Genomic DNA, 14,348 nt, shown 5'->3' on the forward strand with positions numbered 1-14,348 from the left:
ATCTCACTAAATCTTTTTTTAATAAAGTTGATTAAGTTCTGGACCTTTAAACTTGAATTAATAGGTCCAATTCACGCTAAATCCAGTCGTGTAATCATCTGTTTCGAAGTGATCTGGTTTTTTCAACGGTGCTCCTACAAAAGCGTCATAATTCAAACGCAAGGGAGCAATTTGTCCACGTAACCCAATAACTGCACCTAATAAACTCGTGCCTGGTAAAGGATTCGGATAATGTGCAGTTTTTCCACCAACCTCTCCGTAATCGATACCTGCATACCAAGAGTGTGGCTTATTCATAATTGAGCCACTTAGTTCATTGCGAACTAAGAAACCGTTATCGGCCAATAAAGTTTGCTCACCATCAAAACCTCTTACGGTATAACGGTTTCCAATTGAAAATCTGTCTTGAGGAGTTAAAGGTTGATTGCTGTGTTGAGTACGCCATTCAGCTAGATATTGCAGATTTTGCTGACCCACTTTAAAAGGCACTTGTAAACTGGCATTCGCTTGTAGAATCCCGACATGCGTATAAGCTTCCCCAAAGTCTTCTTCTGGTGCTCTCATTGCATTCAACCAGCCTGTACCACGCTTATAAGTCACATTGCCGTTTAAAGTGGCATTAGAAAAATATTCAACATGATCAAGAGTGGCTTTCCAACCTGCAGTTTTACGGCGCTGTACTTCAATTTCTACATCATTAATATAGTTTTGTGATTCACGGTACCACCCACCAAAACCTAAGGCTGTTTTACGGTGTGCATCTCGATAAATCACTCGAGATAAATCTGCATTAATGAGTTCGCTTTTACCGCTATATTGATAAGTTTCACTACTTCCAGCAACTGTTTGCAGGTAATTAGAGCGACTATAACTAGTTGAAAATAACCAGTAATCAAATGGAATGGTATAGCTTGCATAAAAACCATCAGTACCATGTTTACCAGAGTTTCCACCTCCTAAATCATGGTTATAGCTGATATAAAATAGATCATTTAAGGTCAGCACATGATCAAGTGATAAAGTCGCTGTACCTTGATATTTTCCTGTCGCCTCACTCCCTGAATCATCAATTCCGAGGTGTAAGCGATAAGGTTTAGCCTGTTGCCAAGCTAAAACCACATCACTATAGCCTGATTCTTTTTTTTGTTCTGCTGGCTGGATTTTAAAGTCAGCCTCAACCGTAGGTACTCGTTTAAAGTTTTCTAAACCTTGCTCCATATCACGAATATTTAACAGCTCACCCGACTTCATCGGTAAAGCATTCCATAAATGTGCACGTTTAGAAGTACCCTCAGCAAACTTAATCTGATCCACTCGTCCGGGAATAACACGAACACGCACCGTACCAGATGCAATATTTTGTTGAGGAAGTAAAACTCGTGTGGTTACATAACCATTTGCTATAATTTTATTTTGTACAAGATCAAGGGCTTGGTTTAGTCCATTTACCCCTAAACATCTTCCAATAATATTGTTCTTGCCAGTAGTAATAACATTAAAATCTGATATGAATTGATGGGCTTCTTCACCTTCTAAAAGTATTTTCTTAATTTCAAAACAAGGGGTTTCACTGTTAGAACGTAAATATTGTAATTGCTGAGCTGAAATCTTATTTTGTTCTTGCCCTAGATTGACGTTTACATCTGGTTGTATTTGTTTTTCTAAAGCACTATCACGTTGCTGTTGTCGAATAGTTTGGTCAGCCTGAATTCTCTGACGAATAGGATCATCCGAGTCCGCAGCAAAACTTAGCCCCCCCGTTAGTGATAAGCAGATGAATAAGACACTTTTATTAAATTTGTTATAGTTCAACATATAAAATTAAACCGTGATTAATATCAACTTAATTTTATTTTAACAAAACCTTAACAAAGTGGAAGCATTTTTTATACAGATTTGTCTGTATGTAAAATAAATCTTATTTTCTTAAATCTTACTTTTATAAGATATTAGTTTTAAATCACAATTTATTTATAAAAATCAGTTAGACATAAAAAAAGCTCCCTCAACAGGAGCTTTTTTGAATCTTGGCAGAGGATCAAGGATTCGAACCTTGACGAACGGTTTTGGAGACCGTCATGCTACCATTACACCAATCCTCTATATAATATACACAATTAAACCCTTTGGATTTAATCATAAAAAAAGCAAGATCATCGTCTTGCTTTTTTCAATGGTGGGGGCGAAGAGACTCGAACTCTTACACCTTGCGGCGCTGGAACCTAAATCCAGTGCGTCTACCAATTTCGCCACGCCCCCATCTGGGACATTTATTTAAAATAAATGTGGCAGAGGATCAAGGATTCGAACCTTGACGAACGGTTTTGGAGACCGTCATGCTACCATTACACCAATCCTCTTCCAAGATTTAAATGATTTAACATTCAAATCAACTTTAAGTCTTAACTTAAAGTGGTGGGGGCGAAGAGACTCGAACTCTTACACCTTGCGGCGCTGGAACCTAAATCCAGTGCGTCTACCAATTTCGCCACGCCCCCGATGGCTGTGTATATTAGCGATAAGATCTAACAGTGACAAGTGTTTTTTTTCTAAAAAAAACTGACCGTGTAAATTGTATACAGATACTAGATCAATGATTTTTATAAGTTTGAGAGAGCATTTAAACAATTGATTGCTTCAAATGCATTTGAAAATCGATTTTTCTGCTGTTTTTGCAATAACCCCACCAGTAACGGGTAAAAAATTTGAAATAAATCTGGCAATTGAATGTTTAAGTTTTGGCAATGCAATACAGCCCAGTCATGATAAGTGTTTGCTTGTAAACGTATTTGACTTAGCCATTCATATAAAACAACTCCAAAAGCATATAAATCGCTTTGTATATTCTTCCTAGTTCCATGGAACAGTTCAGGTGCCATATATCTTGGCGTAGCATCAATGATTGAATCAGGAGTAGTTATAAGCCGTGCTTTTTCAAAATCGATTAAATAAAGTCTTTGCTCAAACTTTCGAAAGTGTTCTTTTTTAATATCGCCATGAATCCACCCTAGCTCATGAAGTTCTGCTAAAGCCATAAGCGCTGTATAGATCATCTCATGAATATCTTTTAAATTTTGCTTTTGATCTAACTCATCAAACCAGCAATCGGTGCCTGGCAAAATTAATACTTTCCCTTTAAGCAGTTGTAGTGGGGAAATAATGTCAGCATCAACTATTTTAAATGGCAAAATCCAATTTATATTTTTATGCTGAATATCTTCATAAAATTGCAATTCATGCAAAAAATCTTGCTCACCTTGAGCATGTACATGCGGCACTTGATATTTTAGCCAGTAGTAATGAGCATCTATAGAACATGTCCATAGATGCCTTCCTAAAGCTGAACTTTTAGGTTTTGTTACGCATTTTAAGTGTTCTATATGAGAAGCAAAATCATGCTTCAGCATAATAAGACTCTGGCTGTTGTTTCTTTTCTTCAAAACGTAAAACTTCTAAACAATGCTGAATTGTTTTACCAATACGCGCATGAGTTTCTATAGAAGATATTTTCGGCCAAGTCGCACGCTCACCTTCTCGCTGTAATCGTTTAAATAAATGTGGACGAGGGTTTTGTAGCGTATAGGCATAATGTTTTAAGCTATATTTGGCAATAATATTAACATCTCCATAATATCGCTGCCCTACTACACCATATCCGTGATCAAGCAATCTCCTTACTGGAGAAATGGCTCCTAATCTTTGACGGGTAAAATCCATTATTCCCATCGAAAGCACTTTACCTTGGCGTCTTAAAATACGTTCTGGCCAACTTAAAACATCCTTACGGAAACGGTGTGCATCATCTTGCATAAATGGCACAACATGCGGATTTACTTGACTAGCAATGGTGTAGTTTAAATTATAAAGCCTTGCCATTCTTTCTTGTGGGAAGTCACTACGCACACTACCATCTACCCATTTAGTGTTTGCCATATAAGGGGTATGTTCACCATCATAACGCTTACTGGTTAAACGCACAGGCGGAAATAAAACTGGTACAGCACAAGAAGCCAACACAGCACTCCAAACTAAAACATTGGGTGTCATAATTGCATTCATAATCCGAGGATTTTCTGTTGCATCGTACGGCGCAACAGCGACATTAATATTCAAACCTGATTTTTTGAATGCTTCTTCAAAAGTAAGATCGCCCAAATTTTCAATGAGGAATTTTTTTAAATAGTGGACATCTGCAATACCACCATTCCCTTTTATAAGTTCACGAAGTTTTCTAAAGTGAAACGCATCACTAAAAAATTGCTCGCCATTTAACAAATTTTGAATATCTTCACTGGCAGAAATTCCCAACATACCAGTCATAATAGCGCCCGCACTTGAGCCTGACAGTACCTTAGGCATTAAATCTTGTTCAATTAAAGCTTTACATACACCAGTATGAAAAAGACCTAAAGTTGCACCACCCGAAAACATAAGAGCAGGCTGACCATAAGCTTTTTCACAATTTTCAAAAAACTCGATTTTTTCTTTTCTTTGAAACGTAATACATTCACTAGATGCAATATAAGCCAAGCTTTGACTGACTTCTTCAATATAATCTTCAATTAATTTTTTTGTGCCTACATGTGTGGCAGCAAACAACATAGGATGACCAATATTTGCAATATCGTAGGTTAGCCCTTCTTTTAAAAGATAAATCAAATCTAAAGTGCGATGTTGCTGTCGATATCTTTTCAGTAAAGTGTAACGATAAGAAATGAGCTCGGCATCGAAGTAAGGCGAACTATTATCAAACTTCCACTCTTGTGCACCTGTCTCTTCATCCAGTTTTAATGCAAAAGACTTCCATTCTTCATAAGATTCAGCCATGTCTAATTGACGTTGTAATTTTTTGATACGGTAAGCCTGATGTGGATTCATATCACTTCGTATTTTTTCAAACATATTTCGTCCTCATCTTCACAGATGATTTTACTGAATAGACATGACAACACTATGCGCGGTCTGAACATTTCAATCAATTGCAAAACCGATAAACTGCATTACCAGTATCTTTTTTGTCAGCTTGCAAATTTCGGTGTTAGTATCCTAGTAAATTACTGTTTAACATGATTGATTAACCATGGCTACCATTGATTTACCCGACAATTTAGTTCAAACCTTATCACTTGTATTAAATCAGTTACAGCAGGTCTTACCTGAACCGAAGCAAGAAACTGATTTCACTGCACCAGCTTTTAGATGGGAAAACCAGCAACTTAAAGCCATTTATACGCCTAAGAATATTTATCTTGATGACTTAAAAGGCATCGAACGTCAAAAAGAAAAAATTATTCAAAATACTTTGCAGTTTTTAAATGGCTTACCCGCAAATGATGTACTGTTAACAGGCTCACGTGGTACAGGTAAATCCTCTATTGTTCGTGCTTTACTCACAGAGTATGCATCTCAAGGATTACGTTTAATTGAAATTGAACGTGATGATTTAGCAGACTTACCAAAAATTCAAAAAATTATTCAAAACCGACCTGAAAAGTATATCGTTTACTGTGATGACTTAGCGTTTAATGCTGAAGATGAAAATTATCGTAGTTTAAAAAGTGTATTGGATGGTTCATTACAGTCAGGTTCAACAAATTTTATTATTTATGCGACCAGTAACCGTCGCCACTTGTTACCTGAGTTCATGCACGAAAACACACCTGTAACCAAAGTAGATGTGCCCCAATATACCGAACTACATCCTCAAGAAGCGATTGAAGAAAAGATCTCTCTATCAGACCGTTTTGGTTTGTGGTTATCTTTTTACCCAATGGATCAAAATTTATATTTAGAAATCGTAGAACATTATCTAGATAAAGCGAACATGCCTTTCAATGATGAAGTTCGAGCTGAGAGTTTACGTTGGTGTCAAATGCGTGGTCAGCGCTCTGGTCGTGCGGCTTATCAGTTTTCTAAACATTGGATTGGATTAAACGCTTTAAAAGAACTGTCTAACAGTTAAATAAAATGTCCCACAAAGCCTTAGCTTTGGCCTATAAACCGCTTAGCTTTGGCAATTGTTTTCCATAACCTAAATATAGATAGTTTTCTTTAGGTTTATATATGAAAAAACAATTGCCAAAAATTTCTCTAGTAAGCAAAACTGTTGCTAAAAGTTTGTTATTCGCACAAGGCTTTTTAGATCAAGCAAAAAAATATTCAACCCTTCCTTTTACTCAATCTCATATCATTCGCCCACGTGTTGACGAAAAATACTATAGCTGGACCCACTACGGAATCTTTTTTCCACTTTTGCCAGAACCTCATCGCTATTTAAATATTATGATTTTAATCGGTACGCCTGGCGCACTTGCTTTTGATCATGATGATATTATTGTTGGAAACCCTAGAAAAACAGCGACTTTCTTTTCAAGTACAGCCGCCCTTGAACAAGCATTATTGAAAGCCTATATCATTCCCGAAGAGACAAAAATTAATAAAGATGGAAGTTTAATAGAGCTTGGTCAGGAAATTTCAATTCAAGGAAAATTCCCTCAAATTCATATTAATGGGCGTTATAAGGGTCTAGATTTCGACTTTGATATTGATGTGACTTCACATGTTTCATGGTTCATAAAAACACCAGTCTATGACCATTTTAGTTTGTTGGCAAAGTTTAAAGGTTTTTTAAACTATCAGGAAAAACGCATTGAAAGCGAAGGGCTTTGCACTTACGAATATGCTCGTGCAGTTGGTCCCCACTCATTCACAACTCAACTTATACCTGAGAACCATAAACTACCGCTTGATTTTTTCACTTATCAAATCATCAATTTAAATGAAAACACTCAACTTCTTCTAACAAAAGCAGATATTGTGGGGCAAACAGTAACCTATACCTTGCACATTAGACATCTTGATCGACCAGCTGAAATTTATACAGACGTTAGCTTTGATATTATTTCACACCAAGTTGATGACTTCATTTCTCCAACGGGCAAAAAAATGCAACTTCCAAAATATTTTTCATGGATCGCTCGAAATGATGCAAAGCAAATTATCTTAAACATTCAGGCAGAAATTGACTGCCCATTCCGCTATGGTCATGGGCAAGGTTATGCAAGTGGTTATATATTTACGGGCCATTATTTTGGCAATGAAGTGCAAGGCCGGGGTTATATCGAATATATAGATATTGAAAACCAACAAGCCTTTGCAGATGAATAATTTTATTTAGGAATAGACAATTCTGTCATTGGCCAACGCGGTGTAGTCGTGACAGCCAAGCCATCGTGTTGGCCCGCTTTTAAACGCTGATAACCTGCAAATGCAATCATTGCCCCATTATCAGTACATAAGGCAGGTTCAGCATAGTAAACTTGCGCTTTAATTTTGGCCAATGAAGTTTCCAACTGTTCGCGTAATCGTAAATTTGCACTCACCCCACCAGCAATCACTAAACGCTTAAATCCAGTTTGCTTTAAAGCTTTTACCGATTTTTTTACTAAGGTGTCTACAATAGCTTCTTGGAATGAAGCAGCAATGTCAGCATCACGGTTTTCGCCATTCAATTTTTTCAGTTGAACAGAAACTGCCGTTTTTAAGCCACTAAAAGAAAAATCTAGACCTTGATGAAGCATTGGACGGGGAAACTCAAATGCTAAAGGATCACCAGATAGCGCCAGTTTTGCGATATTTGGACCACCCGGATATGGCAGATTCATCATTTTTGCAACTTTATCGAAAGCTTCACCGGCTGCGTCATCAATTGATTCACCCAATAACTCATATTGACCAATCGCATGAGCCGCCATCAATTGTGTATGTCCACCTGAAACAAGTAATGCTACAAATGGAAATTCAGGCGGTTGGCTTGAGAGCAATGGAGCTAACATGTGTCCTTCCATATGGTGAACACCGATGGCAGGCTTATTTAAAGAAAAAGCTAAAGTTCTTCCAAATAATGCGCCTGTCATTAATGCTCCCATTAAACCTGGGCCACGTGTATAAGCGACTGCATCAATTTCCTGTTTCTTAACACCACTTTGTTCAAGCAGCTGATTCATTAAAGGAATAAGCTTACGAACATGATCACGAGAAGCTAACTCCGGAACCACACCACCATATTCGGCATGAAGTTTTATCTGGCTATAAAGAACCTGTCCCCGTAAGCCGAGTTCGCTATCATAAAGTGCCAACCCTGTTTCATCACAAGAAGTTTCCAAGCCTAAAACAATCATCAAAACTGCCTTTTATATGAGTCAAAATATTGCAATCGCTATTATAGACTTGTGATATGAGTTGTAAATGAGTAAAATACTGACCTTCACTTGTGATCCGGCGCAATGGTGTGCCTGATCTTATCCATAATCTAGAGGATTTTACATGCCACAAGTTAAGTTGAAAGAAGGCGAACCAGTTGACGTAGCTATCCGTCGTTTCAAACGTTCATGCGAAAAAGCTGGTGTTTTAGCTGACGTTCGTAAGCGCGAATTCTACGAAAAACCAACTCAAGAACGTAAGCGCAAAAAAGCTGCTGCAGTTAAACGCTACCAAAAGAAATTGGCTCGTGAATCTGTACGTACTACTCGCCTTTACTAATTAATTTGTGATTGACTGCTGAAATTATGACTACTTTAAAAGACCAAATTACTGATGCATTAAAAACTTCTATGCGTGCCAAAGATATGGCAACAGTGACGGTTTTGCGTAGTCTACAAGCAGCAATTAAGCAAATCGAAGTTGATGAGCGCATAGAGCTTGGCGACGCTCAGGTTCTTGCGGTCATTGAAAAGCAAATTAAACAACGTAAAGAATCGATCAAAGCCTTTGAAGGTGCTGGTCGTGATGATTTAGCTAGTAAAGAACAAGCCGAAGCTGAGATTATTTCCCAGTTTCTACCAGAAGCTATGACTGAGGAAGAGCTTGATTCTATCATTGAGCAAACGATTGCTGCTCAAGAAGCAACTAGCATGAAAGATATGGGTAAGGTGATGAATTCTCTACGTCCGATCATAGCCGGGCGTGCCGATCCTGCTCAAGTTTCAGCAAAAATTAAAGCTAAATTAGCTTAATTCCCTCCTCTCTCTTTATATACTCTTAGACTAAGCTTTCATTTACTTGTCAGTTTAAGTATATCTGTGTGTTTGAAAAGCATAAGCTCAAACTACAAGCTCTAAATTTTCATTCGTCGCTCATCTTGCATTTGCTTTAATCGACCGTCAATTTTAGCTGACATGGCTTGATTGCCTTTCGCTAGTCTTTGTGCATGTAGCATAGATTTAATTGCATTTTCTTCACTACCAGACCAATACTGTGCTTCTGCACGATATCGCAACACATTCACCGCTCTTAATGGTGACTCTTTATCTAAATTAGCGGCTTGCTGTAATAGTTGCCAGCCTTGAATATCTCTAGCATTTTTATTAATAAAACGCTGAACAAGTGTCTGTACTTGCGTATATTTCCCCTGACGCAACAACACCTCAGCCAACTTATAGCTAAACGCTTTATTTTCAGGCATTGTCATTTGTAAGGGAGCGATCGAATTATAGGCCTGATCAAGTTTATTCTGACCCAAATAAATATCTGTTTGAATTAAAGAAACAAGTGGCTTACTACTAGATTTTACTTGATCTAAGGTTGTTTGAGCTTGGGCATAATCTCCTTGTTTAAGATAAAAAGCAGATAAAGCCAGTAACCCTGCGAGATTTTTTTGCGATGCCAGACTTTGCAATTGGTTTTCAGTCGCCTCTCCCGCAACCACCATGGTGTACCATTTTAAAATTTCAAAATCGACATCATATATTCGACTTTTAACTTTAGGCATCTGGTTTGCTCTTAAACGGGCCTCGCTCATACGTTCAGTCGTTAAGGGATGCGTAAGCCAAAAATCCGGCAGGAAACTTACATGACTTGTTGCTCTGTGCATCGTTTCAAAATAATCTGCCATACTTTGCGGGTTATAACCTGCAGCATACATATATTGCATTCCAATACGGTCAGCTTCACGCTCTTGATTACGACTATAAGTGAGCTGTTTATCTAGAAGTGCAGCTTGCGTACCCAACATGACTGCAGCTCCAGCATCCCCGCCTGCCTGAGCAGCCAAAGCCACACCTGCTAGCAAACCAGCCAAGCTTAAAAGAGTTTGTCCTTTAAAAGCCTCTTCTGAACGACTAAAGTGCCTTTGCGAAACGTGAGCAATCTCATGCGCCATCACTCCAGCAATCTCATCAATATTTCGAGCCGAGGAAATAAGACCTGTATTTAATGCAAATAAACCACCAGGAACAGCAAAGGCATTAATTTGTGGGTCTTTAATGACCACAAGCCCAATAGGTTGCCCAAGCTGTGTTTCACCTAAGATATTAGAGAAAACTTGAAAAAACTGATCTTCTAACCATACATCCTGTATGACTGGCATTTGTTTATGCACTTCACGGAAAACTTTTTCACCGATAAATTTTTCTTTTTGTTGATCAAGTAATCCTATTCCACTACCAATATTCGGAATTTCAACCTGCCCAGAAGCTGGTTTTGAGTCAAAAGGATCAGCGTAAGAGGCATTTGTTATAAAAGCCAAACTTAAAATAACTGGCAAAAATTTCAAAAGTTCTTCTCTATTAAAAATTAAACTAACAAAAAAGCCCATTCATATAATGCTTGAGTTTCTTACATCATATGAGCAGGCTTTCACTATAACATTGAAAATAGACTATATTTGCAATGAAGTGTTATTCAATATTTATACGAAATTAGGGTTCACCAAATACCTTGGTGTTTTATCTTCCAATGCTTCTACTAAGTTTTTATAAGCTAAATTTGCCATTTTTTTGCGTGTTTCAGCTGTAGCAGACCCCACATGAGGCAAAGTAACAACATTTGGTAATTTAAAAAGTGCCGAATCTTGCAAAGGCTCTTTTTCATATACATCTAAGCCAGCAGCAAAAATGACTTCCTGCTGCAAAGCTTCAATAAGTGCCTGCTCATCAACCACTGAACCGCGCGCAATATTGATAAAGATAGCGTGCTTTTGCATCAGCTCAAATTGAGCTTTGCCCATTAAGGCTTTAGATTCTGCATTTAAATCAACTGCTGTGACTACAAAATCAGACTGTTGTAGCAACTCATCCAAACCTAGATATCGAGCATTCAATGGCTCGGCCAATTCAGGCTTTTCGCGTCGATTATGGTAAACAATATTCATGTTAAAACCATAAAAACCACGACGCGCAATTGCAGCACCAATATTACCAAGTCCAATAATACCAAGTGTTTTACCAAAAACATCCAGACCAAACTGCTGTGGCCCTACTGTTCTTTTCCATTCGCCTTGTTTAGTCCAGTGGTCTAAAAATGGTACTTTTCTAGCTGCGCTTAACAATAGAGTAAAGGCAAGATCCGCAGTAGTTTCTGTCAAAACATGAGGTGTGTTTGATAACCAGATTTTCTTTTGGTTCAAATAAGCAACATCATAATTATCATAACCAACAGTCACAGATGAAATAATTTTTAATTTTTGTGCTGGAGCAAGGTTACTTTCATTAAGTAAGCGTCCCGCGCCAATCATTCCATCAGCATCTACCACTTCTTGTCGTATCTGTTCATTGATATCACCCAGTTTAGGGTTTAATATGACAACATGATAATCCTGCTGCAACCGCGACAAAATCTCTTCATCAATTTGACTAAAAACTACAACCTTTTTCATGTATATCCCTACTACTCATTGTTATCTTGCATAAGTTGCCACAATCTTTTCTTAAGGAGAGGCTTATCTAACATTTCTTTTAAACTAGCTAAATGAATAAGATTTGCATGTTGAATATACGCACATTTACCTAAACACAAAATCTTTTTTTCTGCCGCTACAGCATCTAAAAAACCCTGAATATATGAACTCACGCCACGTTGATCTTGATATGCCGCTAAGGGAAAAGGCCATTTTAATTCAGCATAGTGACCCACTTTAGCCTTTTGTATATTTGTCCAAAGTTGTTTCTCTTCTTTTTCTAGTGCTGTCACATCAACAAAGATTACACACTTTTCAAGGCAATAAGCCTGCAACTCGAATGGAGCAATCGCCTCTTGCTCAACAGTAATCATAGGTTTTTCAATAACCCTTTCAGACTGCGGAACATCTCTAATTGCTATTGAAGGTTGCTCTACAACTTTAGGTGCTTCAGGCAACAAAGGCTTAGATGGCTTTTGTCCAAAAGCAGGAACATCTATTGTAGGTGCGATAATTGGTGTATGAGATTCAACAATCTGATCTCGCCATACAGTATGGGCATTATTTTTTTGGCACGCTTGTGTTCTAGGAATCCATATATCAATTCCTAAAGTTGCCAGTATATTTCTTTGCTGCCCAATCATGTTTAAATCAGTACCTCTAATCTACACACATTCTAACGGGCTTCTGACTTTTTTTCAGCGTTTTCTTTTAATGATCGCTAGTGGAAATCACATATGTCTCTTAAATAATCATAACGCTATTTTTCTTCTGCATTTGCTCTACAATTTCATCGGACTCAAAACCAAATCGCCAGTAGAGTAACTCCAGCACATCAAGTTCATCTTGAGTAATAATGCGGTCACTCCATAAACACATCTCAGCAATCGCCAAAATACTTAGACGGTCACGAAGTAAAAGCCCAGCAATGTCATTTAAAATTTCAGCCAAGTCTAAAGGCTCATCCGAAATTTCATCATAAATATGCATTTCATCTGGGTTAAGTAAAGAACGCAAAATACGCTCACGGACTTCCAACTGGTTTGGACTATTAATTTGCTGCACATGAAGTAACGCATCAATTAAACGAACTATTTGAGGTTTCACTTCTTCAAATGCTGTTGGAAAATGAAGTGGCATCAAGTTCAATTCATATTTGACCCGCTCTAATAGTAGCGCATCAAGCAGTCCGATCTCTCCATCTTCCTGAATAATAAGTGCTAGTTTTGTCAAAAATTGACGCGCAATACTTGCAGGCATATGGCCAATATTTTTACATGCGTCGTGAAATATCTGAATATGAATACGACCATCCAAATTAAGCAAAGCATCGACTATCGAATGGCTTACAGGGGCTTCTTGCGGAATAAATTCTCGATATTGACGAATCATTAAAATCGCAACCATCACCTCACGCGAACCAGTGGCTGTTTGCAATGCACGCTGAATAAGTTCAGGGCGTTTTTTATTACGTCGGATATCACTACTTAAAGGCTTGATCGCATCATTTAATGCAAAGCTAATTGGAGAAAGACGCAATAATGGCAGCGGTTGTGGTGATGACCACGGAATATAGATTTCCGTCTCAGATTCTTCTAATGAACGGAAAAGACTAAATAAAGGCCTATTGCGAAGTTTCTTTAAATTTTCTAATTGTAAATCTTGCAGTAAAGTTGGATTAAGTTCGTAAATACGTTCACGAATGCTCGGGTGAATATTCATCCAGCTTTGAGGGCTAAGTGAATTTGCAAAACACATATGCGCGATTGATTCAGAATAAGCACTATGAATTTGTGATCCTGAATGGTGAACATAAATACGTAATAATGTTTGGGTATTCGTACTATTTTTTAGCAACCGCATAGTTTTTTGGTCATTGCGAAATGTGCGGCCACTTAATGTTAAATATTTAATAAAGCGAGTGATTAAAACACCTAAACTTCCTGCTAACCAAATCACTCCACCAACAGCTACAAACACAGTCTCGAACTTATGCTTATAACCCGGACTGTAGCGCTTAAAACCTTGTTTTGCGAGCTTACTGCCCCATTGACTGAAGGTCGTTAAACCGCTGTATAAAATTTTTAATTTAGTATTTTCTACAGCCTCACCAGATAAAATTTGGTTAAATTCATGACCCAGTAAACCATACAGCTCTAGTTCATCTAGATTCTGTAAAGCTCCCCAAGTCAAAATAATGACAATATCATTTGAGTGAAAACCAGCTGTTAATGCATTTACACCTACTTCATCAGGCAAAACATAGAGAGTTGGAACGTTAAGAGAAAATGTTTGCGCCAAATGTTCTGTAATTTTTAATGCCGCATGTTCTTCTGGTGTACTCTCGCCTTTTACCAAACGACGTGCTTTAAGCTGTTTGGCAAGGGAATGACCACCTTTACGTAAAATGTAAAGCTCGGTCACCACCGACCAAACCATAATAAAAAGCAAAAGAGCAATAAAATAGGGACTTAAAGCATGCCACCAAATCGGTTGGCTATAATCAAAAAAATGAACAAGTAAACCTAAAATGAGATTTAAAATAAAAATAGTCAAAAGCACAGCGACCAAACACATAGTGATGGACCATGCCATATTTTTATTTTCGATTAAATAGTGGCTTACTTCTTTCAATGTAAATATTCCCAATTACATTGTTAAGTTTCATCATAAA

At 37.7% G+C, this 14,348-nt stretch carries 12 protein-coding genes and 4 tRNA genes; 4 read left to right on the forward strand and 12 right to left on the reverse strand.

What is annotated here, in order from left to right; all coding sequences use genetic code 11:
• Nucleotides 1-57: 57 nt before the first annotated feature.
• The 7 genes from ABLC00_RS12420 to ABLC00_RS12450 form a co-directional block, all read right to left on the reverse strand.
• A complete protein-coding gene (locus tag ABLC00_RS12420) occupies nt 58-1,815 on the reverse strand; it encodes a ShlB/FhaC/HecB family hemolysin secretion/activation protein (protein ID WP_004886294.1) in 1,758 nt (585 codons plus the stop codon).
• 213 nt (nt 1,816-2,028) lie between these two features.
• Nucleotides 2,029-2,102, reverse strand: a tRNA-Trp gene (locus tag ABLC00_RS12425).
• Between the two features lie 72 nt (nt 2,103-2,174).
• Nucleotides 2,175-2,259 (reverse strand) — tRNA-Leu (locus ABLC00_RS12430).
• A gap of 27 nt (nt 2,260-2,286) precedes the next feature.
• A tRNA-Trp gene (locus ABLC00_RS12435) sits at nt 2,287-2,360 on the reverse strand.
• Between the two features lie 53 nt (nt 2,361-2,413).
• Nucleotides 2,414-2,498 (reverse strand) — tRNA-Leu (locus ABLC00_RS12440).
• A 102-nt stretch (nt 2,499-2,600) separates the two neighbouring features.
• The gene (locus ABLC00_RS12445) at nt 2,601-3,407 is read right to left on the reverse strand and encodes a protein kinase (protein ID WP_004886292.1); all 807 of its coding nucleotides are present in this window, start codon (nt 3,405-3,407) and stop codon (nt 2,601-2,603) included.
• Nucleotides 3,394-4,902, reverse strand: a complete 1,509-nt coding sequence (locus ABLC00_RS12450; protein WP_002049303.1) for a DUF3336 domain-containing protein — start codon at nt 4,900-4,902, stop codon at nt 3,394-3,396. The genes ABLC00_RS12445 and ABLC00_RS12450 overlap by 14 nt, the downstream gene beginning before the upstream one ends.
• A gap of 178 nt (nt 4,903-5,080) precedes the next feature.
• Between ABLC00_RS12450 and ABLC00_RS12455 the strand changes: the two genes are divergently transcribed.
• Both ABLC00_RS12455 and ABLC00_RS12460 read left to right on the forward strand, forming a co-directional pair.
• Nucleotides 5,081-5,962, forward strand: a complete 882-nt coding sequence (locus ABLC00_RS12455) for an ATP-binding protein (RefSeq protein WP_002049146.1) — start codon at nt 5,081-5,083, stop codon at nt 5,960-5,962.
• Between the two features lie 101 nt (nt 5,963-6,063).
• Complete coding sequence (locus tag ABLC00_RS12460) at nt 6,064-7,167, forward strand: DUF6670 family protein (protein ID WP_004886289.1); 1,104 nt, start codon at nt 6,064-6,066, stop codon at nt 7,165-7,167.
• A 2-nt stretch (nt 7,168-7,169) separates the two neighbouring features.
• On the opposite strand, the gene tsaD is transcribed toward ABLC00_RS12460, so the two are convergent.
• Complete coding sequence (gene tsaD / locus ABLC00_RS12465) at nt 7,170-8,180, reverse strand: tRNA (adenosine(37)-N6)-threonylcarbamoyltransferase complex transferase subunit TsaD (protein WP_004886287.1); 1,011 nt, start codon at nt 8,178-8,180, stop codon at nt 7,170-7,172.
• A gap of 145 nt (nt 8,181-8,325) precedes the next feature.
• On the opposite strand from tsaD, the gene rpsU reads away from it, so the two are divergent.
• Both rpsU and ABLC00_RS12475 read left to right on the forward strand, forming a co-directional pair.
• The gene (gene rpsU / locus ABLC00_RS12470; RefSeq protein ID WP_001136722.1) at nt 8,326-8,541 is read left to right on the forward strand and encodes a 30S ribosomal protein S21; all 216 of its coding nucleotides are present in this window, start codon (nt 8,326-8,328) and stop codon (nt 8,539-8,541) included.
• Between the two features lie 26 nt (nt 8,542-8,567).
• Nucleotides 8,568-9,014 (forward strand): GatB/YqeY domain-containing protein, encoded by a 447-nt coding sequence (locus tag ABLC00_RS12475; RefSeq protein WP_004700591.1) that lies wholly within the window; start codon nt 8,568-8,570, stop codon nt 9,012-9,014.
• A gap of 101 nt (nt 9,015-9,115) precedes the next feature.
• Here the strand turns inward: ABLC00_RS12475 and ABLC00_RS12480 are convergent, their stop codons facing one another.
• From ABLC00_RS12480 to ABLC00_RS12495, 4 genes are all read right to left on the reverse strand, one after another.
• On the reverse strand, nt 9,116-10,543 hold the full coding sequence (locus ABLC00_RS12480; protein WP_080775624.1) for a M48 family metalloprotease: 1,428 nt from the start codon (nt 10,541-10,543) through the stop codon (nt 9,116-9,118).
• Between the two features lie 144 nt (nt 10,544-10,687).
• A complete protein-coding gene (locus ABLC00_RS12485) occupies nt 10,688-11,653 on the reverse strand; it encodes a D-glycerate dehydrogenase (protein WP_004886284.1) in 966 nt (321 codons plus the stop codon).
• 11 nt (nt 11,654-11,664) lie between these two features.
• A complete protein-coding gene (locus ABLC00_RS12490; protein WP_004886282.1) occupies nt 11,665-12,318 on the reverse strand; it encodes a hypothetical protein in 654 nt (217 codons plus the stop codon).
• A gap of 100 nt (nt 12,319-12,418) precedes the next feature.
• A complete protein-coding gene (locus ABLC00_RS12495) occupies nt 12,419-14,308 on the reverse strand; it encodes a M48 family metalloprotease (protein ID WP_033846050.1) in 1,890 nt (629 codons plus the stop codon).
• Nucleotides 14,309-14,348 lie beyond the last annotated feature (40 nt).

The organism is Acinetobacter nosocomialis, assembly GCF_041021905.1.
Taxonomy (GTDB): Bacteria; Pseudomonadota; Gammaproteobacteria; order Pseudomonadales; family Moraxellaceae; genus Acinetobacter; species Acinetobacter nosocomialis.

Excerpts from the sequence above, each read along its gene's own strand:
- ABLC00_RS12420 (WP_004886294.1), bottom strand. The coding sequence starts at position 1,815 with ATGTTGAACTATAACAAATTTAATAAAAGTGTCTTATTCATCTGCTTA.
- ABLC00_RS12445 (WP_004886292.1), bottom strand. The coding sequence starts at position 3,407 with ATGCTGAAGCATGATTTTGCTTCTCATATAGAACACTTAAAATGCGTA.
- ABLC00_RS12450 (WP_002049303.1), bottom strand. The coding sequence starts at position 4,902 with ATGTTTGAAAAAATACGAAGTGATATGAATCCACATCAGGCTTACCGT.
- ABLC00_RS12455 (WP_002049146.1), top strand. The coding sequence starts at position 5,081 with ATGGCTACCATTGATTTACCCGACAATTTAGTTCAAACCTTATCACTT.
- ABLC00_RS12460 (WP_004886289.1), top strand. The coding sequence starts at position 6,064 with ATGAAAAAACAATTGCCAAAAATTTCTCTAGTAAGCAAAACTGTTGCT.
- tsaD (WP_004886287.1), bottom strand. The coding sequence starts at position 8,180 with ATGATTGTTTTAGGCTTGGAAACTTCTTGTGATGAAACAGGGTTGGCA.
- rpsU (WP_001136722.1), top strand. The coding sequence starts at position 8,326 with ATGCCACAAGTTAAGTTGAAAGAAGGCGAACCAGTTGACGTAGCTATC.
- ABLC00_RS12475 (WP_004700591.1), top strand. The coding sequence starts at position 8,568 with ATGACTACTTTAAAAGACCAAATTACTGATGCATTAAAAACTTCTATG.
- ABLC00_RS12485 (WP_004886284.1), bottom strand. The coding sequence starts at position 11,653 with ATGAAAAAGGTTGTAGTTTTTAGTCAAATTGATGAAGAGATTTTGTCG.
- ABLC00_RS12490 (WP_004886282.1), bottom strand. The coding sequence starts at position 12,318 with ATGATTGGGCAGCAAAGAAATATACTGGCAACTTTAGGAATTGATATA.